The 21,751-nt window shown below is 69.2% G+C and carries 17 protein-coding genes; 5 read left to right on the top strand and 12 right to left on the bottom strand.

Annotated features, from left to right (window positions below; translation table 11 throughout):
* Positions 1-17: 17 nt before the first annotated feature.
* The 12 genes from ASG27_RS13100 to ASG27_RS13155 form a co-directional block, all read right to left on the bottom strand.
* A complete protein-coding gene (locus ASG27_RS13100; protein WP_056417751.1) occupies positions 18-743 on the bottom strand; it encodes a hypothetical protein in 726 nt (241 codons plus the stop codon).
* Positions 744-887: 144 nt separating this feature from the next.
* Entirely contained in the window at positions 888-2,447 is a 1,560-nt protein-coding gene (locus ASG27_RS13105) for a PepSY-associated TM helix domain-containing protein (RefSeq protein ID WP_056417753.1), read from the bottom strand.
* Positions 2,448-2,465: 18 nt separating this feature from the next.
* The gene (locus tag ASG27_RS13110; RefSeq protein ID WP_082485980.1) at positions 2,466-4,736 is read right to left on the bottom strand and encodes a TonB-dependent receptor; all 2,271 of its coding nucleotides are present in this window, start codon (positions 4,734-4,736) and stop codon (positions 2,466-2,468) included.
* A 115-nt stretch (positions 4,737-4,851) separates the two neighbouring features.
* Positions 4,852-5,211, bottom strand: a complete 360-nt coding sequence (locus tag ASG27_RS13115) for a DUF2946 family protein (RefSeq protein ID WP_056417756.1) — start codon at positions 5,209-5,211, stop codon at positions 4,852-4,854.
* A 140-nt stretch (positions 5,212-5,351) separates the two neighbouring features.
* Positions 5,352-6,290, bottom strand: a complete 939-nt coding sequence (locus tag ASG27_RS13120; protein ID WP_156370733.1) for a hypothetical protein — start codon at positions 6,288-6,290, stop codon at positions 5,352-5,354.
* 99 nt (positions 6,291-6,389) lie between these two features.
* On the bottom strand, positions 6,390-7,649 hold the full coding sequence (locus ASG27_RS13125) for a vWA domain-containing protein (protein ID WP_056417762.1): 1,260 nt from the start codon (positions 7,647-7,649) through the stop codon (positions 6,390-6,392).
* The gene (locus ASG27_RS13130; RefSeq protein WP_056417774.1) at positions 7,646-10,066 is read right to left on the bottom strand and encodes a DUF5682 family protein; all 2,421 of its coding nucleotides are present in this window, start codon (positions 10,064-10,066) and stop codon (positions 7,646-7,648) included. The genes ASG27_RS13125 and ASG27_RS13130 overlap by 4 nt, the downstream gene beginning before the upstream one ends.
* A 148-nt stretch (positions 10,067-10,214) precedes the next feature.
* Positions 10,215-11,306 (bottom strand): ATP-binding protein, encoded by a 1,092-nt coding sequence (locus ASG27_RS13135; RefSeq protein WP_056417779.1) that lies wholly within the window; start codon positions 11,304-11,306, stop codon positions 10,215-10,217.
* A complete protein-coding gene (locus ASG27_RS13140) occupies positions 11,303-12,880 on the bottom strand; it encodes a DUF5691 domain-containing protein (RefSeq protein ID WP_056167564.1) in 1,578 nt (525 codons plus the stop codon). Before ASG27_RS13140 ends, ASG27_RS13135 begins: the two co-directional genes overlap by 4 nt.
* Entirely contained in the window at positions 12,877-14,235 is a 1,359-nt protein-coding gene (locus ASG27_RS13145) for an SWIM zinc finger family protein (protein ID WP_082485981.1), read from the bottom strand. Before ASG27_RS13145 ends, ASG27_RS13140 begins: the two co-directional genes overlap by 4 nt.
* Before the next feature lie 235 nt (positions 14,236-14,470).
* Positions 14,471-15,910: an aldehyde dehydrogenase family protein gene (locus ASG27_RS13150; RefSeq protein WP_056417782.1), complete on the bottom strand. Its 1,440-nt coding sequence runs from the start codon at positions 15,908-15,910 to the stop codon at positions 14,471-14,473.
* 245 nt (positions 15,911-16,155) lie between these two features.
* Positions 16,156-16,884, bottom strand: coding sequence for a FadR/GntR family transcriptional regulator (locus ASG27_RS13155; protein WP_056417785.1), 729 nt, complete (start codon positions 16,882-16,884; stop codon positions 16,156-16,158).
* A 131-nt stretch (positions 16,885-17,015) separates the two neighbouring features.
* On the opposite strand from ASG27_RS13155, the gene ASG27_RS13160 reads away from it, so the two are divergent.
* From ASG27_RS13160 to ASG27_RS13180, 5 genes are all read left to right on the top strand, one after another.
* A complete protein-coding gene (locus tag ASG27_RS13160; protein ID WP_056417787.1) occupies positions 17,016-17,834 on the top strand; it encodes an NAD-dependent epimerase/dehydratase family protein in 819 nt (272 codons plus the stop codon).
* On the top strand, positions 17,831-18,739 hold the full coding sequence (locus ASG27_RS13165; RefSeq protein WP_235504041.1) for an SMP-30/gluconolactonase/LRE family protein: 909 nt from the start codon (positions 17,831-17,833) through the stop codon (positions 18,737-18,739). The genes ASG27_RS13160 and ASG27_RS13165 overlap by 4 nt, the downstream gene beginning before the upstream one ends.
* A gap of 58 nt (positions 18,740-18,797) precedes the next feature.
* A complete protein-coding gene (locus ASG27_RS13170) occupies positions 18,798-19,775 on the top strand; it encodes a TRAP transporter substrate-binding protein (RefSeq protein WP_056417793.1) in 978 nt (325 codons plus the stop codon).
* Positions 19,776-19,857: 82 nt separating this feature from the next.
* Positions 19,858-20,346 (top strand): TRAP transporter small permease, encoded by a 489-nt coding sequence (locus tag ASG27_RS13175; RefSeq protein WP_056417796.1) that lies wholly within the window; start codon positions 19,858-19,860, stop codon positions 20,344-20,346.
* A gap of 60 nt (positions 20,347-20,406) precedes the next feature.
* Positions 20,407-21,696, top strand: a complete 1,290-nt coding sequence (locus ASG27_RS13180; RefSeq protein ID WP_056417799.1) for a TRAP transporter large permease — start codon at positions 20,407-20,409, stop codon at positions 21,694-21,696.
* Positions 21,697-21,751 lie beyond the last annotated feature (55 nt).

The following is a 21,751-nucleotide window of genomic DNA, read 5'->3' on the forward strand; positions in this document are numbered from 1 at the left end:
CCGGCCGGCCTGAGGGCCTAGGGCCGCGGATAGACGGCGGCGGTGTAGAGCCCCGCGGACGACGGGATCGGCGGGTGCACGATCAAGGTGCTGTACGACCGGTAGTTGCCGTCTTTCCTTTCATCCGTCACCCAGACGATCCATTCGACAGGGCGAGGTTTTGCCGCCCCCTTCGTGGCGGGCCGTCGCACCACTGCGACCACTTGAAGCGCGAAGAACTGATCGCCGGTGTCGACCTCCAGCGTGCTGCCGGTCGACGTCACCTTGCCAGAGGCCAGCAAGGTCTTCAGCGTGTGGGCTCGCTCATCCGTGCGGTTGTGCAGCGATGACGGAAAGGAGCGCAGATCCAGGCGCTCGAACAGCGCCTGGGCACGGCCGGCCGTGCGCGCGCGCGGCGGGGTTAGCTCCACGGTGAACGGGTCACTCGCGATATAGCTGACCGCGTCGCACACGAGATATTCGGACTGGATGCTCGCGTTGTTCACGGACTCTTGCGGCGCACTGGTGAGCACCAGGTTTGAATATTCTGCGCAGTTGTTGGCAGACGTGCCGTTGTCGAATTCCAGGGGCGTGCGAGCCCGGAACAAGCTGGTCTTCAGGTCTTGCAGGGCCACCGCCAGGTCGGGGTGGGTGACGACCACCTGGGTGAGGTGGATGGGACCGGGCAGTGGGCGATCCGCCGAGTGCGCTGCGGTGTGAAATGCAGCTGCAGCAGCCAGCGCGATGTACCAAGGGCTTGTCACTCGATGTCTCCAAAAAAGGCGGGGCTGTGGTTCAGCGATGGCGTGGATTGCAGACCGGACCAGGAGAGTACGTCAGAAATCCTCCGCGAAGTCTCTCGCAAAAAAAGGCCCAGCCATCGTTCAGCGTTCAGCGCTTGTGCGCTGTCATGTCTTTACCCGCAGCTTCAACCCCAGCCTCCGCCACCCGATCACCACCCCCGTCACGCTCATCACCACACCGCCCAGGCTCAGCACGATCAGCACCACATCCCACACGGGCCTGCGCTCCAGCAGGGGCAGCCAGTCCCAGCTGTGCAGCATGGCAAACAGCCAGCGACTGGTGCGGCGGTGGGTATCGGTGCGGCCCAGCACCGCGCCGGTGTGCGGGTCGATGTGGACCCAGGTGGCCTGTGGGTCGTCGAACACCACGCGAAGCACGGGCAGTGGCTTGTCGCCGCCGCCGGTCATGGTGTGGGCGGCGCGGTCGTAGTAGTGCAGGTCGTAGGCCTGCAGGGTGTCGGTGCGCACTACCGGGTAGGGCAGCAGTTGGGCGGCGGCGTGGGCCAGTGCGCCGGGCTGCCAGGCGTGGGGGGCGCCTGTGCCCGCGTGCAGTACCAGGGGCGCGCCGGAGGGGCTGTGTGCCTGTACCAGGGCGTGGCCGGCGGTCTGCGTCCAGCGCAGCTCGCGGGTGTTGGGCGATGCGGCGGCCAAGAGCGCGGGCACGCTGGCGGCGGGCGCGGGCAGCACCAGCGGGCCGCCGTGCATCGCTTCGGTGCGCAGCGGGGCGGCGCCGCTGTCGAAGATCTTCCAGGGGTTCATGGACATGAGGCCGCTGAAGATCCAGGTGAAGGTGACCAGCGCAAACACCAGGCCGAACACATGGTGCCAGCGCATCATGAAGCCGCGGTACGGCGTGCGTGCACCGGTCTTGTAGCGGCCCGCAAAGCGCCAGCGCATCACGCCCACCACGGTGCCCGTCACTGTCAGCACGATGCCTGCGATGGACAGCCAGTTGACGATGTCCGTCCAGTAGGGGTTGAACACGTTGCCCCGCAACGGGTACAGCCAGTGGATCCAGGCGCCCGCGTAGTTCCACACGCGCTCCTGCAGCGTGGCGTCGCGCACCACCTCGCCGGTGGCGCCCGATACGTAGACGACGGTGCCGGCCGCGTCGCCCAGGTGCAGGCGGTGCAGCGGGCGGTGCACGTCCAGGGCGCGGGAGTGGGTGAACGCATCTTCGTCCACCGTGCCCAGGTGCTGGATGGAGCCTGCAGCGCCCTGTGCAAAGGCGCTCGCGGAAGCGACGGCGTGCTGTGCATCCACCTGCTGCAGCACGGCGCCGGTGATGGCGTCGATGACAGCCGGGGCCGGCGGCCTGCGCGGGGATGCGGCCTTTGACGCGGGGGCTGTTGGCGATGCCTGCGCCGTCGCCGGCACCACCAGGTACACGGCGCGGCCTGCGCTGGCCACGGCCAGGCGCAGGTCCTGCAACGGGCCGGTGATGCCGGCGCGCTGCAGCGCCTCGGCAGGCTCCAGCACGCGGTCGGGCCCCTGCGTGGCAGGGCGCAGCGGCGGCAGGTGCGCCAGCCGCTCGGCCTGCGTGAGCTTGGGGTAGCCCACGTACATCATCACCACGCCCGAGACGAACCACATGGCGAAGAAGGCGCACAGCAGCACGCCCAGCCACCGGTGAACCAGGTACAGCCAACGCTTGGCATGCAGCATGTGCGTGGGCTCCCTGCGTCAGAAGGCGGTGTGCAGCGTCACGTCCAGCGTGCGGGGCGCGCCCAGGTACACCTGGTCGCGCGTTTCGGCGGCGTAGATGCGGTCGGTGGCGTTGCGGATGCGGCCGGTGAGGGTGGTGGTGGGGCTGACCTTCCACGCCAGGCCCAGGTCCAGCAGCGTGTAAGACGGCCAGAACTTGGTGTTGGCGGCGTTGCCATACACCTTGCCCACATGGCGCACCCCGGCGCTGGCCGTGATGGCGGGCGTGACGGCATACGACGCCCACAGGTTGGCCACGGCCTGCGGCACCAGGGCCGGCACGTTGCCCGCGCGCGAGACGCCGCCCTGCACGAAGTGCTCGTAGCGTGCGCGGGTGAGCGACAGGTTGCCCTGCAGCTGCCACTGCGCGCTGGGGCGCACGCTGGCCGCCAGCTCGATGCCTTTGGACGATTGCTCGCCCACCAGCACCGTGAGGTTGGGGTTGGCCGTGTCTTGCGTGGCGATGTTCTTGCGGCGGATCTCGAAGGCCGCCACCGTGGCGCTGCCCTTGCCGTCCCAGAAGTCCCACTTGCTGCCCACCTCGACCTGGCGGCCGGTGGTCAGCTCGCTGTTGTTGCGCACGTCGGCGAACGAGGCCGATGCCAGCGAGCCCGAGGGCGGGTCGGCCGCGTTGGAGGCCTGGGCGTACAGGTTGGCCCCCGGGGCGATGTCCCACACCACGCCCAGGCGGCCGGTGGTGGGGCTGTAGCTGCGGCTGAACGTGGCGGGCGCGGCGGCCGTGACGGCGCGGCGGTTGACCAGGTCGAGCCCGATGCGCTCGTGCCGCAGCGCGGTGACGAGGTTCACGCCCGGCACCACGGCCGTGCGGTTCTCCAGGTACAGCGCGGTGGTGGTGGCCTTGTTGTCCTTGTCGGCGCTCAGTACCGGCGACATGCCGGGGATGTCGAAGAAGTTCTCGGTCGAGAACTGGTAGGGGTTGACCGTGCTCACCGTGACCGAAGGGCCCAGCGGAAAGCGCGTCTGCTTGTTCACGCTCACGTCGAGGCCAAAGGCCCAGTCGCTTCGGCGGCCCGCGAGCTGGCCCTGGTAGGTGCCCTCCAGCCGGTTGCCCACCAGTTGCTGGTCGTGGCGCTGCAGGTAGGGCGAGGTGCGCACGACGGCCGTGTTGGCCGCGTTGAAGGTGTAGATCTCCACGTTACGGTAGTCGCGCAGCGCGTCGTACGCGTACAGCGTATTCGTGAACTGCAGCGCGTCCGACACGCGCCACTGTGACACCGAGCGCAGCCACTGCACGCGGTGCCCGTACATGCCGTCGGCGCTGTTGTAGTTCGCAAAGCGCGTGGCCCGGTCGATGCGCAGCGCGCCCACGGCGGGGTTGAGCACCGGCGTGCCCCAGTAGGGGCGGTCCACGTGGTCCTTCTGGTACTCGTAGGCCAGCGTGTGGGTGAAGCCGCCACCCAGGTCCGACAGCAGCGACGCAGCCAGTTGCGTGGCCTGGGTTTGGGTGCCGTGGGTCCAGCTGCCGGCGTCGCGGTGGTTCAGGTCGATGCGTGCGAAGTGGGCCGGGCCGGTGCCATCGGTGCTTGCGGCGATGCGCCGGTTCAGGCCCACCGACACCTCCTTGTGCCCGTAGGAGCCCAGGCGCACCTGGCCTTCGGCGAAGTCGCTGCGCTCGGCCGTCTTGGTGATGTAGTTGATCGAGCCGCCCACGCCGCCCGCGCCGAACAGAAAGCTCGACGCCCCGCCGATGGCCTCCACCCGGTCGTAGATCCAGCTGTCCACCGCGCGCGTGGCGCTGCCGTACTGCGGGTTGATGCCGTTGTACAGCTGCGCCACCGAGTTGGCCGTGAAGCCCCGGTAGTTGGCGGCCATGGAGCCGGGTGCGTTGTGGGCGGTGACGCCCGGGATGCCCCGCAGGATCTCTTGCGTGTCCTGCGCGCCGCGCGCGTCGATGGTGGCGCGGTCCACCACGGTGACGGCGGCCGGGGTCTCGCGCGCCGTGAGGCCCAGGCGGCTGCCGGTCTCGGTGGGGGTGTCGAGCTGCAGCTTGCCGCCAGCCGATGCAGCGGGCTCGGCCACGGTCACGCTCTGCAGCGTGGGTGTCGGGGTGGCGTCTTGCGCCTGGGCTGCTGCCAGCGGGCCCAGTGCCAGCAGGGCCAGGACGCCGCTGCAGATGGGCGAGGGCGACAGGGCGAAGCAACGGCCCACGGGCTGCAGGCAGGCGCTGTCAGCGAAACGGGGCGCGCAGGCGCGGGTGGCCGCAGTGCGGCGGGGGGAAGTACGGGACATGGAAACGCTCGGAATGAACCGCGCAGCCCACCCCACAGGATGCGCTGGCGCGTTGGTACGGACAGGGATGCAGCGCCGTCCCACCAGGAACGCGGCGCTGCGAAGGCGTGTCAGCTCACGAGCGTGCGGGCGGGCCGCGGGCCGGCAGCGGCGCTGCCGTGGCCGCCGCAATGCGGGCGGCCTCCACCGGCTGCAGCGCATGGGCCAGCGGGTGGTGGGGGAGCGGAAGGGTCACCGCAGCCGGCGGTGGTGCAGCCGGCGTGGCGCACAGGGGGCAGTCCATGGGGGTGGCGGCCATCTCCACCGTGCCGTCGTCGGTCTGCACCAAAAGCTTGATGGTGCCGGCGCCCGAGCAGATCACTTCGATGGTCTGCGGGTTGACGAACGGGGTCGCCACGGCCATGCCCATCGACGCCACGAACCATGCGAGCACCCACAGGCGCAGCGCAGAGAAGGTTCGTCGGGTGGCGGTCATGGGGCGCGATGATACCGCGCCGCGTGCTGGAACGTGCCAGCACGCCTGGCAGGTCTGATGCTCCCAAAATGATAGCTGCTACCGCTTGCTGGATGAGCGGTAGAGGGCTCTGGGGCCTATAAAAATCCCGCTGTTCGGCCTCAGAGCCCCGTAAACCGGGCGGGGTCGTAGCTCTCCAACACCGGGTTGCAGTGGTAGCTCGCCACATACGAGCCCGTGTCTTGGTCGAAGCTGATGCTGGTGTCGTAGATGATTCCGCCGATGGCATCCTTCTTGGGGCAGAACACCGCGCCGTCCTTCGTGACCGAACCATCCGCCACGGCCTGCCGGACCTGATCGCGCACCACTGCGGCTGTGTTTGCGGTGTGCCAGGCCAGACCGCAACTGGCGGGGAATTCGGTACCCCGGCCGCCCGAATACGGGTCCAGGCCGGTGATCTCGGGCGACTGGTGCTTGTTCTGGTGGGGCTCCAGGATGACGTCGATGTGCTCGTCCCCGAAGTCTTCCGACAGCAGGCCCAGATGCCCCTCAGGCACTTCGAACTTCGCAGCGTACTTGCCGCCGGATTCCCACAGCCTCTCGAGTGCCGGCCCGTCATCGTGCGTGAAGATGCCGCCCTTGAGCTCCAGCAGCCACTTCAACGACGAACTGTCGAAATCGCCGGATTTGCCGTATTCGTTGCGCAGCGTGTCCACCACTGCGGCCTGGAAGTCCTCGCTGGCGGGCAGCTCGCCCCCCAGGGCGTTCGATACGAGCACGGGCAGCGCTTCGGCGCGCAGCTCGTTCTTCTTTTCGCGGATGTACGCCTGCACGTCCTGGAGCGTCACGTCGCCATTGCCGGTCGCAGCGCTGTTCGATTTGCCGAAAACGAAGTCGGACTCGTTGCGGGTGACCAGCTCCAGCAATTGCGACTCCATGCCGCCCATGTCGGCGCAGGTGAACAACTCCGTCGGTGTGGCAAAGATCGCCTCGAAATTTTCCTCGATGCTCGCCTTGGACTTTGGGGGAATGGTGTGCTCTGGCGGGGCGCTCCGAAGCGCGGCAAGACTGGTGTGCGGTGTTCCCTGTACATACGACATGCTGGACCTCCTTGAATGTGGAGCGACATGCTCGATGGGAAGCTTTGGGGCGTCAAATTCTTTTTGGCGCCCGCCACCACCTCCTCATCATCATCAGCATTACCGCGCCTTGGCGCTGGTCACCATGCCCTGGGTCGCCGCCCACGCGTTGATGTCGTCGCGCCGGATGGCCGCCGCCATCAACTGCGGGAAGGCGTCGGGCGTGCACGCGAACGAGGGCACGCCCAGGGCGGCCAGCTTGGCCGCCAGCGCGTGGTCGTAGGCGGGCGCGCCTTCATCGCTGAGCGCCAGCAGGGTGATGAACTGCACGCCGCTGTCCACCAGCTCCGCGGCGCGGCGCAGCAGGTTGGCCTCGACGCCGCCTTCGTACAAATCGGAGATCAGCACGAAGATGCTGTTGCGCGGCTCCTTGATGAGGGACTGGCAGTACGCCACAGCGCCGTTGATGTCGGTGCCGCCGCCCAATTGCACGCCGAACAGCACGTCCACCGGGTCGTCGAGCTTTTCGGTCAGGTCCACCACCGCGGTGTCGAACACCACGAGCTTGGTGGATACGGCGGGCAGGCTGGCCAGCACCGCGCCGAATATGCTGGAGTACACCACCGAGTTGGCCATGGAGCCGCTCTGGTCGATGCACAGCACCACCTCGCGCTGCGGGCGCCGGGCCTTGCGGCCGTAGCCGATCAGCGTCTCGGGCACCACGGTGCGGTAGTCGGGCTGCCAGTGCCTGAGGTTGGCGCGGATGGTGCGCTGCCAGTCGATCTCCGAGTGGCGCGGGCGGCGGTTGCGCTGGCTGCGGTCCAGCGCGCCGCTCACGGCCGAGCGCATGGGGTCTTCCAGCCGCTTCATCAGGTCGTCCACCACGCGGCGCACCACCATGCGCGCGGTGTCCTTGGTGCCCGCAGGAATCACGTGCGACAACGCCAGCAGGTTGGCCACCAGGTGCACGTCGGGCTGCACGGTCTCCAGCATCTCGGGCTGCAGCAGCATGTCGCGCATGTTCAGGCGCTCCATGGCATCGCGCTGCATCACCTGCACCACCGAACTCGGAAAGTACTTGCGGATGTCGCCCAGCCAGCGCGCCACGCTGGGCGACGAGGCGCCCCGGCCCCCACGCCGCTCGCGCGACTGCAGGCCGCCCGGGCCGTCGGCCTCGTACAGTGCGGCCAGGGCCTGGTCGATCTCCACCGCAGGGCCCGTCAGGGGGCCGCAGCTTTGCGCCGCCTCGCTGCCCAGCACCAGGCGCCAGCGGCGCAGGCGCTCTTCATGGGAGAGCGGGGTGGGCTGGGTGTCCGCCTCAAGTTCCGGTGCCGATGGCGTTGCGTGGGCGGCCGGCGCGGGGTTCGGGGTTGTCGTCATGCCGTCAGTCCCATCAGTTCGCGCAGCAGCGGAAGCGGCAGGGCCGCGCGGGTTTCGTCCCATGCGGGGGCGGCCAGCGGTGCGGCGGCGGTGCGCGCGCCCTGGCTCGCTCGCTGCCCCAGGTCGCGCCGCTCGCTCGGGCCGAACGCCGAGAACGTGCGGCGCACCAGCGGCAGCACCCGCACGAAGTGTTCTTCATTCAGGCTGGAGAGCCACTGGTCCACCAGCTGCCACACATTGGCATCGTGCAGCAGCACCACGGCGTTGCGGTTGAGGAAGCCGTCCAGCCACGCCGCCGCCTTGCCGGGCTCCGCGCCCGCCGACAGGTGCAGCGACAGCGCGGGTCCGACCTGGTCTGCCGACCAGACGCCATCGTCGAGCAGCAGCCGCACCGCCACGCCCTGCAGCAGCTCGTGCGCGCTCTGGTGCTGCTGAGCCACCTGGGCCAGCGCACGCTGCCACTGCTCGGTCTGCTCAGGCGACTGCCGCAGTGCGATGGCAGCGTGGGCGCCCAGGAACTTTTCGCGCAGCTGGTCGGCGGCGTCGTCGTCGATGGCGCTGCAGGCCAGCGGCAGGCTGATGGCCGCACGCACGATGAGGCTGTCCAGCACATGGCTGACCAGGGTGGCGTCGGTCTGCCGCACATTGCCGTAGCGGAACACGTTGGACAGCGGCGGCAGCGCGGCCAGCAGCTGCAGCGCATCGCCGGTGAGCGCCGCGCGGTTTTCCAGCGCGCGCGTGGCGGCGGCCACGGCCGTGTCCAGGTCGGCCAGCAGCACGCGGTCCACCAGGGACGACAGCTCGCCCAGGCTCTCGGCGCGTGCGGACTCGTCGGTCACGCGCGCCGTGGCGGCCTGCGCCAGCGTCTGCCCCCACTGGCTGGCCTCGATGAGGCGCAGCACGAACTCGGGCTGCCACTGCAGGTTCCACACCTCGTGGAAGGTGCCGCGCGACGAGCGCCCCACACGGGCCAGCGTGCCCCAGGGCACGTCCAGCAGGTTCAGGCGGTGCAGCAGGTGGCTGCGCGCCAGGTCGTTGGCGTTGCGCAGGTCCAGGTCCAGCGTCTTGTGCGTGGCCTCGGGCTTCAGGCGCAGGCTCTTCTGGGCCTGCTCCACATCGCGCTGCAGCGGCACCATGGGCACGTCGGGCGGCACCGCGCCCAGGCGGTCGCCCACCACCAGCGCATCGTGGATGAAGTGCAGCACCGACTCGTCGCCCAGCGTGAGCACGGTGCGGCTGGCCTCGTGCAACTCTTCCAGCCCCGGGGCGGGCCGCTCGCGCAGCGCGGCCAGGGAATCGGCCAGCCGTGCGGCCTCGATCAGGTGGGCGGACGAGCAGTCCAGGTCGCGCTCGCGCATCAGCCGCGCCACACGGGCCAGCCAGCCGACGGCGCGCGGCTGCGTGCTCTGGTGGCTGGTCCACAGGTGCTCGTACCAGCCGGGCGCGTGGATGCCGGCGCCATAGCCGCTGGCGCGGGCCAGGTGGCGGTAGGTCCAAGGCACCCAGGTGCTCTGCACCTTGACCTTGGGCAGGCCCTTGAGCAGCGCCTGGTCCGCCTTGGCCGTGGCCTTGGCCTGCAGGCCCCCCAGGTGCCAGGCGCCGCAGACCACGGCGATGCGCTCGAAGCCTTCCTTCTGCGCCGCGCGGATGCACTGGCGCATGTGCGCCTCGCGCAGGGCTTCACGCTGCGCTTCCTCGGGGCTGCGGTGGCGCTCGCCCCACTCGCTGCGCAGCGCCAGCATGGCTTCGGAGATGGCGGCAAACAGCTCTTCGCCGTCACCGCGCTCCTCGACCATGTGGTTCCACCAGGCTTCGCCGTCGGCATAGCCTGCGGCCTGTGCCAGCCAGGTCAGCGGGTCGCCGCGTGCGCCCTCTGCGTCGGCTCGCGGGTCCAGGTCAGCATCGGCGTCGCCGGGGTGGGTGGGGGTGGCTGCAGCGGCGGGCTCTTCGGTGGAGCCTGTGGCGGGAGCGTCGGCCGACTCGCCGGGCGTGTCGGGCGCTGCAGGCCCGGCCCGCGGAGTGTCTGCATCGCTCCCGGCCGCTGGTTCCGCCTGGTCGGCTTGTTCTGCCTTTTCGGCGTCCGCACGTGCCTTCTCGATGCCCAGGCTGTGCGCCACCGGCAGGTCGATGAAGCGCACCGGCACCTGGGCCTGCACCGCCCACAGGGCGGCCTGCCACTCCGGCGAGAACACGGCGAAGGGGTGGTACACCGCCAGGCCTTTTTCATCGGGAGCGTGGCTGAGCAGGGCCACCGGCGGCTTCATGTCGGCATGCACCATCAGCGGCAGCAGCGCGTCGCCCTCCGGCGGGCCTTCGATCAGCACGCAGTCGGGGCGCAGCGCCTCGAACGCGCGCACCAGGCTGCGCGCACAGCCGGGGCCGTGGTGGCGCACGCCGAAGTAGTGGGGTTCGCTCATGTCAGGGGTCCACGGTGCACGGCACCGGCGCGCAACCCGCCGGCACGGGGGGCGCAAGTGGCGCAAGTGGCGCAAGTGGCGCAAGTGGCGCAAGTGGCGCAAGTGGCGCAGGTTGCGCCAATGGAACCGGTGTCACAAGGGGCCTGCGTCATGCCATTTCGCGGAAGGCGCGGTACAGGTCCTTCCAGTCGGCGCGTTCCTTCACCACGGTTTCCAGGTATTCGTTCCAGACCACCTGGTCCTGCACCGGGTCCTTGACCACGGCGCCGATCAGGCCCGAGGCCACGTCCAGCGAGCTCAGCGTGCCGTCGCCGAAATGGCCGGCCAGCGCCATGCCGTTGTTGATCACCGAGATGGCCTCGGCGGTGGACAGCGTGGACGAGGGCGACTTGATCTGCGTCTTGCCGTCCTCGGTCTTGCCGTTGCGCAGCTCGCGGAAGATCTGCACGATGCGCCGCACTTCCTTCAGCGCCGGGGGCTCGGCGGGCAGCTGCAGCGCGCGGCCCATCTCGGCCACGCGCTTGACCACGATGGCGACCTCGTCGTTCTCGTTGCCGGGCACAGGCAGCACCACGGTGTTGAAGCGGCGCTTGAGCGCGGCCGACAGCTCGTTCACGCCCTTGTCACGGTTGTTGGCGGTGGCGATGATGCTGAAGCCACGCACGGCCTGCACCTCGCTGCCCAGCTCCGGGATGGGCAGGGTCTTTTCGGACAGCACGGTGATGAGGCTGTCCTGCACGTCGGCCGGGATGCGCGTGAGCTCTTCGATGCGCGCGATCTTGCCCGCGCGCATGGCCTGCATCAGCGGGCTGGGCACCAGGGCCTTTTCCGACGGGCCATGGGCCAGCAGTTGGGCGTAGTTCCAGCCGTAGCGCAACTGCTCTTCGCTGGTGCCGGCCGTGCCCTGGATGAGCAGGGTGGAGTCACCGCTAATGGCGGCCGACAAATGCTCGGACACCCAGGACTTGGCCGTGCCCGGCACGCCGTACAGCAGCAGGCCCCGGTCCGTGGCCAGCGTGGCCACGGCGACCTCCATCAGGCGCGCATTGCCGATGTACTTGGCGCTCACCTGAAAGCCATTGGCGAGCGTGGCGCCCATGAGGTACTGCACCACGGCCCAAGGCGACAGGGCCCAGTTGTCCGGGCGCTGGCGCTGGTCGTGCTTTTTCAGTTCCGCCAGTTCTTCGGCGAACTGGTGCTCGGCGTGCTGGCGCATGACGGAAGAAGGTGTGGAGCTCATGGCGTGGCGTGGGTGGTGGGTGTCGTGGACAGGGGTTGAAGGGCGCGGCGTGTGGCGATGACCTGCATCACGTCATGCACCACGGTGGCAAAGGATGGGGTCTCGTCGGCATGGCGCGGCCACTGGGCCAGCGCGGGCAATACATCGGGGTGCAGCGCGCAGGCCAGCTCCGCCAGGTCCGAGCGCAGCCCGTAGTCGTCCCTCAGCGTGCCCTGGCGGGCCCGCTGCAGCAGGATGTCTGCCAGCGCCGCGGACAGCGGGGCCGACAAGGTGTCCGCAGGCGGGCAGGCCGCCAGCATCTGCGGCGCAAGGGTGTACAGCTGCACCGTCACGCCCTCCTTGTCCAGCCGCTGCTGCCAGATCTTTTCACGTGCGGCGCGGGGCAGCAGCGCCAGAATGGCCGCCACATCGGTGCGCAGCTGGTGGGCAGCGCCGGTGTCGATGAAGGCCTGGGCCCAGTCGGTCTGCGGCGCTGCCAGCAGCACGTCGCGCCAGCCGCGCAGCAGCGACTGCGCCCAGTCGGTGCCCCGGGCCCACTCGATCAGCTCGCTGGCCGACAGGCTGGTGTGCATGGTCCACCAGCCCAGCGGCACCTGGCGCACCAGCTGGTACAGCCACCAGGCACGTTCGCCGAGCGCCTCGTGCTGGGGGCGGGGCGTGTCCAGGTTGTCGGCTTTCCAGTCGGCGCCCACGGCCTCGGGCGCATCGATGACCCAGCGCTTGCGCAGCAGCGCGCGTTCGTGGCGCACCAGCGGGGCCATGCGGTCTGCGGCGCGCCGGGGATGGGCGGCGTCGGGCAGGCGCAGCAGCAACTCCAGCGCGCTGGCGCGCACCTCGCGGCTGCGGTCGGTGCGCAGGCCGTCGAGCAGCGGCTCGTCCTGCAGCGAGAGCTGGTCGGCCAGCACGCCCACCAGGTCGGCGCGCTCCTTGGCGCCCAGCTCGGCCAGCGCCTGCGCGAGCCGCTGCCGGGCCTGCTCGGGCTGCGTGGCGCGCTCGGCCGCCAGGAAGGCGCGCCGCTGTTCCAGGCTGCCGTCGGTCCACCGTGTTTCTTCGGGGGCCGACGCGCTCACGCCCACGGCGTAGCGCCAGTCCTCGCGCTGGCTGGCCAGCCACCGGCCCCGCTCGCCCAGCACCGGCGCCAGCACGGGCCGCAGCGCGACCGAGCGGCGCCCCAGGTCCAGGGCTGCGGGCAACAGGCGCGGCGGCAGCCGGTACCCCGCCCCGGCCAGCGCCAGGCAGATCTGGTGGTGCAGCCGGGGCGGCCCCTCTTGCAGCGCCCAGGTGATCAGGTGCGGCAGCTGGCCGTCAGGCCAGGCCTGCAGCGCGGGCCGCGTGTCGGGCTCTGCCTGGGTGGCCGATGCGGGCAGGGGGCTGGGCACGCCCTGCAGGCCCGCCAGGCTGCAGGCCGCGAGCATGCCCGAGGCGCGCAGCAGGGCCGTGGGTGCATCCGCCGCCTGCGCCATCGCGTCGTCGATGGCCTGGCCGATGGCGCCGGGCCAGTGCGGCTGCGCGCTGCTCTGGCGCTCGGTGCCCACCATCGCGGTGGCCAGCAGCGGGGTCCATGCGGCGCTCATGCGGCACTCCTTTGCCACAGGGGCGACGGCGCCGGGGCTTCGGCCTGGTGTTGGGGCGGAGCGCTCTCCCACGCGGTCATCGGCACCAGGTTGCTGCCGTCCCATTCGCAGGCCAGGTGCACCGCGTGCCCACCGGTCGCGGCCAGCAGGGTCCACAGGTCGGCGTCGCCCACGGCCAGGGGCAGCAGGTGCCCGTCGGCATGCAGGTACGGCTGGCCGTCGCGCAGCAACGGCACGGCGTGGTGCATCACCACCGGATGGCTGAACACCCAGGGGCTGGCGGCGATGCGGCGCGCCACGCCGTCCCATTCGTGCGCCGTGCCGGCATCGGGCCACTGCGGGGCGGCCGGAGGGCCCGCCTGGTCCACCACCTGCGCGCGCAGGCCCGCCGTGCCGGGGAAGAAGGCCAGCGTGGCGCTGACACCCGTCCCGGCGAAGAAGGATTGCTCGAAACCCCGGCCGCCGAAGGCGTGGTCCCACAGCAGCGCCCGGCGCTGGCTGCGGGCGCCGTGCAGCCATACGCGGCGTTCGGTGAGCTTGTCATCGCGGTCCTGGGCCACCACGCCCAGCACGGTCCAGTGGTCGTCCACGCGCTCGCCGTGCTCCAGCACCCCGGCCTTGTCGTGCGGCCAGCCCAGCATGGCGCGCAGCTCGGCCTGCAGGGCCGGCGGCAGGCTGGCGCGGCGCTGCAGGGCTTCGCAGGCCAGCTGCATGAGGCCCAGGCGCGCCAGCGTGCGCTCGGGCCAGTCCTCGCCGTCACGGATGCCTGCGGCGGCTTCGCGGATGCGCACGCCCAGGCCCGGGGCCTGCGCATCCACCATGCGCGCGGCCATGGTCTGCCAGGTCTGCAGCACCTCGGCGTTCAGCGAACCGAGCCCGCGGCTCACCTGGTCGCACAGCCAGCGCTGCAGTTCCTGCGCGGCGGTTTCCATGCGCTGCCAGCGCTGGGCTTCGCGTTTGGCCTGCGCCTGTTCGTCCACCGGGGCGGCGGCCTTCTCGGCCTGGCGCACTTCCTTTTGCTGCGCCTTGTCGGCGCGCGAGCCGAGCCATTCGCTCACCCACGCGGGCGGTGTCGTGGCCTGAAAGAGTTGGGGGTTCTGCGCCTGGATCATGAGCAGCGCCAGGCCGTGCTTGCACGGAAACTTGCGGCTCGGGCAGCTGCAGCGGAAGGCGGGGCCGTTCAAGTCCACCTGCGTCTGGTAGGGCTTGGAGCCGCTGCCCTGGCACTCGCCCCAGACGGCGTGGTCGTCGGCGCCCAGCAGGGGCCATTTGGCGGGGGATACCAGGCCCTTGGCGGCCTTGGCCGAAGCGTCGTCGGGCGCCAGCGCCACCACGCCTTCCATCGTGAATGCCATACGGATCCCGCGCCCCCTCGCCCTGTTGGTTGTGTGAATCTGGTCCGGGCAGGATCATACGGGCGGCCTGCGGCCCATTCGGGGCCCACGGCCCACCGTTGCAATGCGTAACGATTGGGGCTGTCATCGCCCCCGCCCAAAAAGAAACCTCGCCATGGCGGGGCGCCGTGGCGAGGTTGCGGGTGGCAGGCTGCCCAGCCCGTACGGGTGGGCGGCCTGGCGCGGTGCGGACGGGTCAGGCCTGGGTGTAGGCCGTCTTCACGGTGGTGTAGAACTCGGCGGCGTAGCGGCCTTGCTCGCGCGGGCCGTAGCTGCTGCTCTTGCGGCCGCCGAACGGCACGTGGTAGTCCACGCCGGCCGTGGGCAGGTTCACCATCACCATGCCGGCCTGGGCGTGGCGCTTGAAGTGCGTGGCGTGCTTGAGGCTGGTGGTGGCGATGCCGCTGGCCAGGCCGAACTGCGTGTCGTTGGCCAGGGCCAGCGCTTCGTCGTAGTTCTTCACGCGCTGCACGCTCACCACGGGGCCGAAGATTTCTTCGCGGTTGATGCGCATGCCGGGCGTGGTCTCGGTGAACAGGGCGGGGCGCAGGTAGAAGCCGGGCGCGCCGTCCGCGTTCTTCTCCAGGGCCTCGCCGCCGAAGGCGAGCTTGGCGCCTTCCTGCTGGCCGATGCCGATGTATTCCAGGTCCTGCGCCAGCTGGCGGTCGTCCACCACGGGGCCGATGTCGGTGCCGGCCTTGCGGGCGTCGTCCACCTTCAGGGTCTTCATCTTGTCGATCATGGCGGCCACGAAGCGGTCATGGATGCCTTCGGTCACGATCACGCGGCTGCTGGCGGTGCAGCGCTGGCCAGTGGAGAAGAAGCCGCTGTTCACGGCAGCGCCCACGGCCACGGCCAGGTCGGCGTCGTCCAGCACCACGAAGGGGTTCTTGCCGCCCATCTCCAGCTGCACCTTGGCGCCGCGCGGCACGCAGGCGGCGGCCACGCGCTGGCCCGTGCCCACCGATCCGGTGAAGCTCACGCCCGCGATGCGCTCGTCTTCCAGCAGCACCTGGCCCACGTCCGAGCCGCGGCCCATCACCAGGTTGAACACGCCGGCCGGCAGGCCCGCGCGGTGCAGGATGTCGGCCAGCGCCCAGGCGGAGCCGGGCACCACTTCGGCGGGCTTGAACACCACGCAGTTGCCGTAGGCCAGGGCCGGGGCGATCTTCCAGGCCGGGATGGCGATGGGGAAGTTCCACGGCGTGATGATGCCGATCACGCCCAGGGGTTCGCGCGTGATCTCGATGCCCACGCCGGGGCGCACCGAAGGCACCAGCTCGCCGCCAGGGCGCAGCGCCTCGCCGGCGAAGAACTTGAAGATGGCGGCCGCGCGGCCCACTTCGCCGATCGCCTCGGGCAGTGTCTTGCCTTCTTCGCGGGCCAGCAGGTCGCCGAGCTCGGCCTTGCGGGCGATGATCTCGTTGCCCACCGCGTCCAGGATGTCAAAGCGCTGCTGGGGCGTGGACAGGCTCCATGCCGGGAAGGCCGCGTGGGCTGCCGACACGGCCTCCAGCGCCTGCTCGCGGCTGGCCACGGCGTAGTCGCCGATCACGTCGCGCGTGTCGGACGGGTTGGTGTTGCGGTAGTTGCGGGCGCCTTCGGTCCAGGTGCCGCCAATCAGGTTTGCATGCATGGCTGTGGTGGGAGTGAGTGAGGTGGATGGATGGGGGTCGACAAGTCTTCAAGCCCTCCGGGCTGTGGACGTCGTGGCGCTGTGATACGGCGCCGTGCCGCAAGCGCCGTGGTGGTGCGGCGGCCCAAGGACGACGCACCCAGGCAAAAGAATATGTTGTATGTCATCGTACAACAATGTGCACATACTTTTGCCAGGGTAACTACTTAGGCGCCGAGACTGTGGCCTGCCAGTGGCGGGGGCGTTCAGCTGGCCTCGGCCTGTGCGCGCCGGCGGCGTTCACGGCTGTTGGCCAGGTGGGTGCGCATGGCGGCGCGGGCGGCGTCCGGGTCCTGCGCCACGATGGCGTCGTAGATGCTTTCGTGCTCGCCGTTCACGCGCCGCAGGTACTGGCTGCGCTCGTTGCTCGCGCCGTCCACCGAGTCCAGGCGCGCGCGTGGAATGATCATGCTGCCCAGCGTGCCCATGAGTTCCGCGAAGTGGCTGTTGTGCGTGGCGCGTGCGATCTCCAGGTGGAACTGGAAGTCCGACGCCACCGCGTCGCGGCCTGCCTCTACAGCGGCGGCCACGGCATCAAGCGCTTCGCGCATGGCCTTGAGGTTGCCCTCGGAGCGCCGCTGGGCGGCCAGGGCCGCCGCCTCGGTCTCCACGCCGATGCGCAGCTCCAGCACGGCGATCACGTCGCGCAGCGTGCTGAACTGGTCGGGCGTGATCTTGAAGCCGGGCGCCTGGCCCAGCCCCAGAACGAAGGTGCCGATACCGTGGCGCGTCTCCACCAGGCCCGAAGCCTGGAGCTTGGAAATCGCCTCGCGCACCACGGTGCGGCTCACGCTGAACTCCGTCATGATCGCGGCTTCGGTCGGCAGCTTGTCGCCCAGGGCCAGGCGGCCGTCGCGGATGCGGTCGCCCAGGGATTCGACCAGCTCCAGGGCCAGGGTGCGGGGCTTGCGGCGAAGCTCGGTAACGGTGTTCATTTCTTGGTGTTATCCCTATGTGGCCTCGTGGGGCAGAAGCGGTACATTGCTCTTTCTTTGTTGTACGACAACTGATGACGTATAGCAAGAGTGTTGTCACTGTACCAAGAACCTCTGCCTTTGTAACCGCCATGCCTTGCCATCCGACGCCGATCCGTTTTCAACGCTTGCTTCTGACGGGCGCCGCCGGGGGGCTGGGCAAAGAGCTGCGCACGCGGCTGCCGGCGTATTGCACCACGCTGCGCCTGTCGGACATCGCGGACCTGGGCGCAGAGGCCGAGGGCGAGGAAGTGCGCCCCGCACGGCTGGAAGATGCCGGCGCCGTGCTCAGCCTGCTGGAAGGCGTGGATGCCGTGATCCACCTGGGCGGCGTGTCCACCGAACAGCCCTGGGACCTGATCCTGCAGGCCAACATCGTCGGCGCATACAACCTGTACGAAGCCGCGCGCAAGCAGGGCGTCAAGCGCGTGGTGTTCGCCAGCTCCAACCACGTCACCGGCTTCTATCGCCAGGACGAAGTCGTGGGCCTGGCAGACCCGGCCCGCCCGGACGGCCTGTACGGCCTGTCCAAGGCGTTTGGCGAAGACCTCTCGCGTTTCTATTTCGACCGCTACGGCATCGAGACCGTGTGCCTGCGCATCGGCTCCTCGTTCCCCGAGCCACGCAACCGCCGCATGCTGGCCACCTGGATGAGCTACGACGACCTGGAGCGCCTGGTGGTCGCCAGCCTCACCGCGCCGGTCGTGGGCCACAGCACCATCTACGGCATGGGCGACAACACCACCACCTGGTGGGACAACACCCTGGCGCGCCACATCGGCTACCGCCCGCAGGACAGCTCCGAGCCCTTCCGCGCCAAGGTCGAGGCGGCCGACCCCCACCCCGACCTGACCGACCCCGCCGTGATCTACCAGGGCGGCCCCTTCGTGCGCACCGGCCCTTTCGAATGAGCGCCCCAATGACGCCGTCCGTGGACCTTCTGCTGCCCGACCACCGCGACCAGGTGGGCGAAAGCCCGGTGTGGAGCGCTGCCGAGCAGGCGCTCTGGTGGGTGGACATCGAAGGCCGCCAGCTGCACCGCTGGACCTATGCGGACCAGCACCTGCAAAGCTGGGACACCGCCGAGCGCCCCGCCTGCATCGCGCTGCACGCAGCCGGCGGGCTGATCGCCGGCATGGACACGGGCGTCTTTCACCTGCAGCCCCAAGTGGGGGGTACGCTGGCCGCCACGCTTCTGGCCGGCGTGGACCACCCCCAGCCCGGCATGCGCTTCAACGACGGCCGCTGCGATCGCCAGGGCCGCTTCTGGGCGGGCACCATGGTGCGCGACATGTCGCTGGCGCAGGCCGCGGGCAGCCTGTACCGCATGGATGGAGAGCGCGGCCTGTCGGCACCGCAGGTGCAGGGCCTGGTCACGCAAAACGGCCTGGGCTTCAGCCCCGACGGCAAGACCATGTACCTGAGCGACAGCCACCCGAGCGTGCAGCAGATCTGGCAGTTGCCATTGCACGACGATGGGTCCCTGGGCGAGCGCTCGCTGTTCGTCGACATGCGCGATCTGCCCGGCCGGCCCGACGGCGGCGCGGTGGATGCCGACGGCTGCTACTGGATCTGCGGCAACGACGCCGGCGTGGTGCACCGCTTCACGCCCGACGGCCGCCTGGACCGGTCCATCGCCGTGCCCACCAGCAAGCCCTCGATGTGCAGCTTCGGCGGCCCGGGGCTGGACGTGCTGTTCATCACCTCCATCCGCCCGGGGCAGCCCCAGGGCGACGACGTGGCGCTGGGCGGCGCCATCTTTGCCACCCGGCCCGGCGTGGCGGGGTTGCCGGAAACACCCTATCGGAGCGCCTGAGGACAACAGGCCCCGGAACTCTCCCCCAATTCACAACATTTCAACCCAGGAGACAACCATGAAAATCCCCCATCTGTTTGGCCGCGTCGCACTGGCTGCCAGCGTCCTGTTCGGCAGCCTGGCCGCGCAGGCCACGGAATTCCGCTCGTCGGACATCCACCCCGAGGACTACCCCACCGTGCTGGCCGTGCGCCACATGGGCGAGACGCTGTCCAAGGCCACGGGCGGCAAGCACAGCATCAAGGTGTATGCCAAGGGGTCGCTCGGCATCGAGAAGGACACCATCGAGCAGACCAAGCTGGGTGCGATCGCCATGACGCGCGTGAACGTCGCGCCCATGAACAACATCTGCCCCGCCACCATGGTGCCCACCATGCCCTTCCTGTTCCGCGACAAGGAACACATGCGCAAGGTGCTCGACGGCGCCATCGGCGACGAGATCCTGAAGGACTGCGAATCGCAAGGGTTCGTGGGTCTGGCGTTCTACGACTCCGGCGCCCGCTCGATCTACACCGTCAAGAAGCCCATCAAGACCCTGGCCGACGTCAAGGGCCTGAAGGTACGCGTGCAGCAGAGCGACCTGTGGGTGTCCCTGCTCGAAGCCATGGGCGCCAACGCCACCCCCATGCCCTTCGGCGAGGTCTACACCGCGCTCAAGACCGGCCTGGTGGACGCTGCCGAAAACAACTACCCCAGCTACGAAAGCTCGCGCCACTTCGAAGTGGCCAAGTACTTCAACAAGACCGAGCACTCGATGGCGCCCGAGATCCTGTTGTTCAGCAAGCGCGTGTGGGACACCCTGAGCGCCGACGAGCAAAAGGCCATCCGCGCTGCCGCCAAGGAATCGGTGGGCTTCATGCGCAAGATCTGGGACGAGCGTGAAGAAAAGTCCCTGGGCACGGTGAAGGCCGGCGGCGCACAGATCGTGGAGATCGACAAGGTCGCGTTCAAGAACGCGATGAAGCCGGTGTACGACAAGTTCCTGAAGGACCCCAAGCTCCAGGACATGGTCAAGCGCATCGACGCGGTGCAGTAAGAAAAAGCCAGCGTCTTCAGGGCAGGTGGCACACAGAGCAGTGCGCCGCCTGCCCACTTCCAGTTGTTTTTGAATGTCCACTATGTACACGCGACTCTGCGCTTTCATTGCGCGCACCTGCCTTCAACTCGGGGTAGGAGGGCTCGTCCTGCTGGTTTGCGCCGTGCTCTACCAGGTCATCGGCCGCTACGTGTTCAATGACACCCCCACCTGGGCCGAGAGCGGCGCCGTGCTGCTCGTGCTCTACGTGACCATGCTCGGCATGGCAGTCGGCGTGCGCGATGCCGGCCACATCGGTCTCGAATCCTTTCTGGTGCTGGCGCCCGACTGGCTGCGCACCAAGCTCGAGTTGCTGATCCACGCGCTGGTGCTGGTGTTCGGCGCCGTCATGGCCTGGAACTGCGGCGTGCTGGCCGAATCGGTGGCTCCTTACAAGATCCCCACGCTCGGTATCTCCGAAGCCTTCAAGTACGTGCCGCCCGCCATGGCCGGCGTGCTGGTGGCCATGTTCTCGCTGGAGCACATCATCGCCATCCTGCGCGGCGTCGAGGTCGAGCCCGCCTGGCATTGAGCGGCCGTTCCTGCGCGCTCACACCGTCTTCTCACCGATTTCCACCGAGATTCCACCACCATGGCGTTGACCATCCTCTGCGTGACCTTCACGCTCCTGCTGCTGCTGGGCGTGCCCGTGGCCTTTTCCATCGGCCTTTCGTCGCTGGCCACCATCCTGTATGAAGGCCTGCCGCTGGCGGTGGGCTTCCAGCAGATGATTTCGGGCATGAACCCGTTCTCGTTCCTGGCGATTCCGTTCTTCATCTTCGCCGGCGAAATCATGATGTACGGCGGCATCGCCGACAAGATCGTGGACTTCGCCAAGAGCGTGGCCGGCCATGTGCGCGGCGGCCTGGGCATGAGCAACGTGCTCGCCTGCACGCTGTTCGGCGGCGTCTCGGGCTCGCCCGTGGCCGACGTGTCCGCCATGGGTGCCGTGCTCATCCCGCAGATGAAGAAAGAGGGCTACCACGCCGACTACGCCGTCAACGTGACCACCCACGCATCGCTGGTGGGCGCGCTCATGCCCACGTCGCACAACCTCATCATCTTCACGCTGGCGGCCGGCGGCAAGGTGAGCATCGCGGCGCTGATCCTCGCGGGCATCGTGCCCGCCCTGCTGCTGACCATCTGCAACCTGGCGGCCGCGTACTTCGTGGCCGTCAAGCGCGGCTACCCCGCGGGCACCTTCCCCGGCTGGGAGATCGTGTGGATCTCGTTCCGCGCATCGCTGCCGGGACTGGCCGTGGTGGTGATCATCATTGCGGGCATTCTGTCGGGGGCCTTCACGGCGACCGAGTCCGCGTCGGTCGCGGTGCTGTGGGCGCTGATCCTGTCGGTGTTCGTCTACAAGCGCCTCACCCGCGAGCAGTTCCTCAAGGCCGCGTCCAAGGCCGTCAAGACCACCGGCACGGTGCTGCTGCTCATCGGCATCTCGTCGATGTTCGGCTACCTCATCGGTTTGTACGGCGTGGCCGAACTCACGGGCGATGCGCTCAAGTCCATGACCTCGTCGCCGTGGGTCATCTTCCTGTGCGTGAACATCATCCTGTTCGTTCTGGGCACGTTCCTCGACATGGCGGCGACCATCCTCATCTGCACGCCGATCTTCCTGCCCATCTGCCAGCAGTTCGGCATGTCCACCGAGCAGTTCGGCATCGTGATGCTGATCAACTGCGCGCTGGGCCTGAACACGCCGCCCGTGGGCACCACGCAGTTCATCGGGTGCACCATCGGGGGCGTTTCGGTGGGCGAGGTGATGAAAACCATCTGGCCGTTCTACGGTGCGCTCATCGTGGCGCTGATGCTGGTGACCTATGTGCCGCAGTTCTCGATGTGGCTGCCGGACCTGGTGCTCAAAGGCGGCTGAAGCGACGTGATGTGACCTGAAGCACAGGGGGCGTGGCTGCAAGCCTGCCCCCTGA

The sequence above is a fragment of the Acidovorax sp. Leaf191 genome, assembly GCF_001424425.1.
Classification (GTDB): Bacteria; Pseudomonadota; Gammaproteobacteria; order Burkholderiales; family Burkholderiaceae_C; genus Acidovorax.

Bases quoted from the DNA above. Each gene is read 5' to 3' on its own strand.
- ASG27_RS13110 (WP_082485980.1), bottom strand. From the start codon at position 4,736: ATGTCCCGTACTTCCCCCCGCCGCACTGCGGCCACCCGCGCCTGCGCG.
- ASG27_RS13135 (WP_056417779.1), bottom strand. From the start codon at position 11,306: ATGAGCTCCACACCTTCTTCCGTCATGCGCCAGCACGCCGAGCACCAG.
- ASG27_RS13105 (WP_056417753.1), bottom strand. From the start codon at position 2,447: ATGCTGCATGCCAAGCGTTGGCTGTACCTGGTTCACCGGTGGCTGGGC.
- ASG27_RS13145 (WP_082485981.1), bottom strand. From the start codon at position 14,235: ATGGCATTCACGATGGAAGGCGTGGTGGCGCTGGCGCCCGACGACGCT.
- ASG27_RS13160 (WP_056417787.1), top strand. From the start codon at position 17,016: ATGCCTTGCCATCCGACGCCGATCCGTTTTCAACGCTTGCTTCTGACG.
- ASG27_RS13125 (WP_056417762.1), bottom strand. From the start codon at position 7,649: ATGACGACAACCCCGAACCCCGCGCCGGCCGCCCACGCAACGCCATCG.
- ASG27_RS13120 (WP_156370733.1), bottom strand. From the start codon at position 6,290: ATGTCGTATGTACAGGGAACACCGCACACCAGTCTTGCCGCGCTTCGG.
- ASG27_RS13140 (WP_056167564.1), bottom strand. From the start codon at position 12,880: ATGAGCGCCGCATGGACCCCGCTGCTGGCCACCGCGATGGTGGGCACC.
- ASG27_RS13150 (WP_056417782.1), bottom strand. From the start codon at position 15,910: ATGCATGCAAACCTGATTGGCGGCACCTGGACCGAAGGCGCCCGCAAC.
- ASG27_RS13155 (WP_056417785.1), bottom strand. From the start codon at position 16,884: ATGAACACCGTTACCGAGCTTCGCCGCAAGCCCCGCACCCTGGCCCTG.
- ASG27_RS13130 (WP_056417774.1), bottom strand. From the start codon at position 10,066: ATGAGCGAACCCCACTACTTCGGCGTGCGCCACCACGGCCCCGGCTGT.
- ASG27_RS13165 (WP_235504041.1), top strand. From the start codon at position 17,831: ATGAGCGCCCCAATGACGCCGTCCGTGGACCTTCTGCTGCCCGACCAC.
- ASG27_RS13115 (WP_056417756.1), bottom strand. From the start codon at position 5,211: ATGACCGCCACCCGACGAACCTTCTCTGCGCTGCGCCTGTGGGTGCTC.
- ASG27_RS13175 (WP_056417796.1), top strand. From the start codon at position 19,858: ATGTACACGCGACTCTGCGCTTTCATTGCGCGCACCTGCCTTCAACTC.
- ASG27_RS13180 (WP_056417799.1), top strand. From the start codon at position 20,407: ATGGCGTTGACCATCCTCTGCGTGACCTTCACGCTCCTGCTGCTGCTG.
- ASG27_RS13170 (WP_056417793.1), top strand. From the start codon at position 18,798: ATGAAAATCCCCCATCTGTTTGGCCGCGTCGCACTGGCTGCCAGCGTC.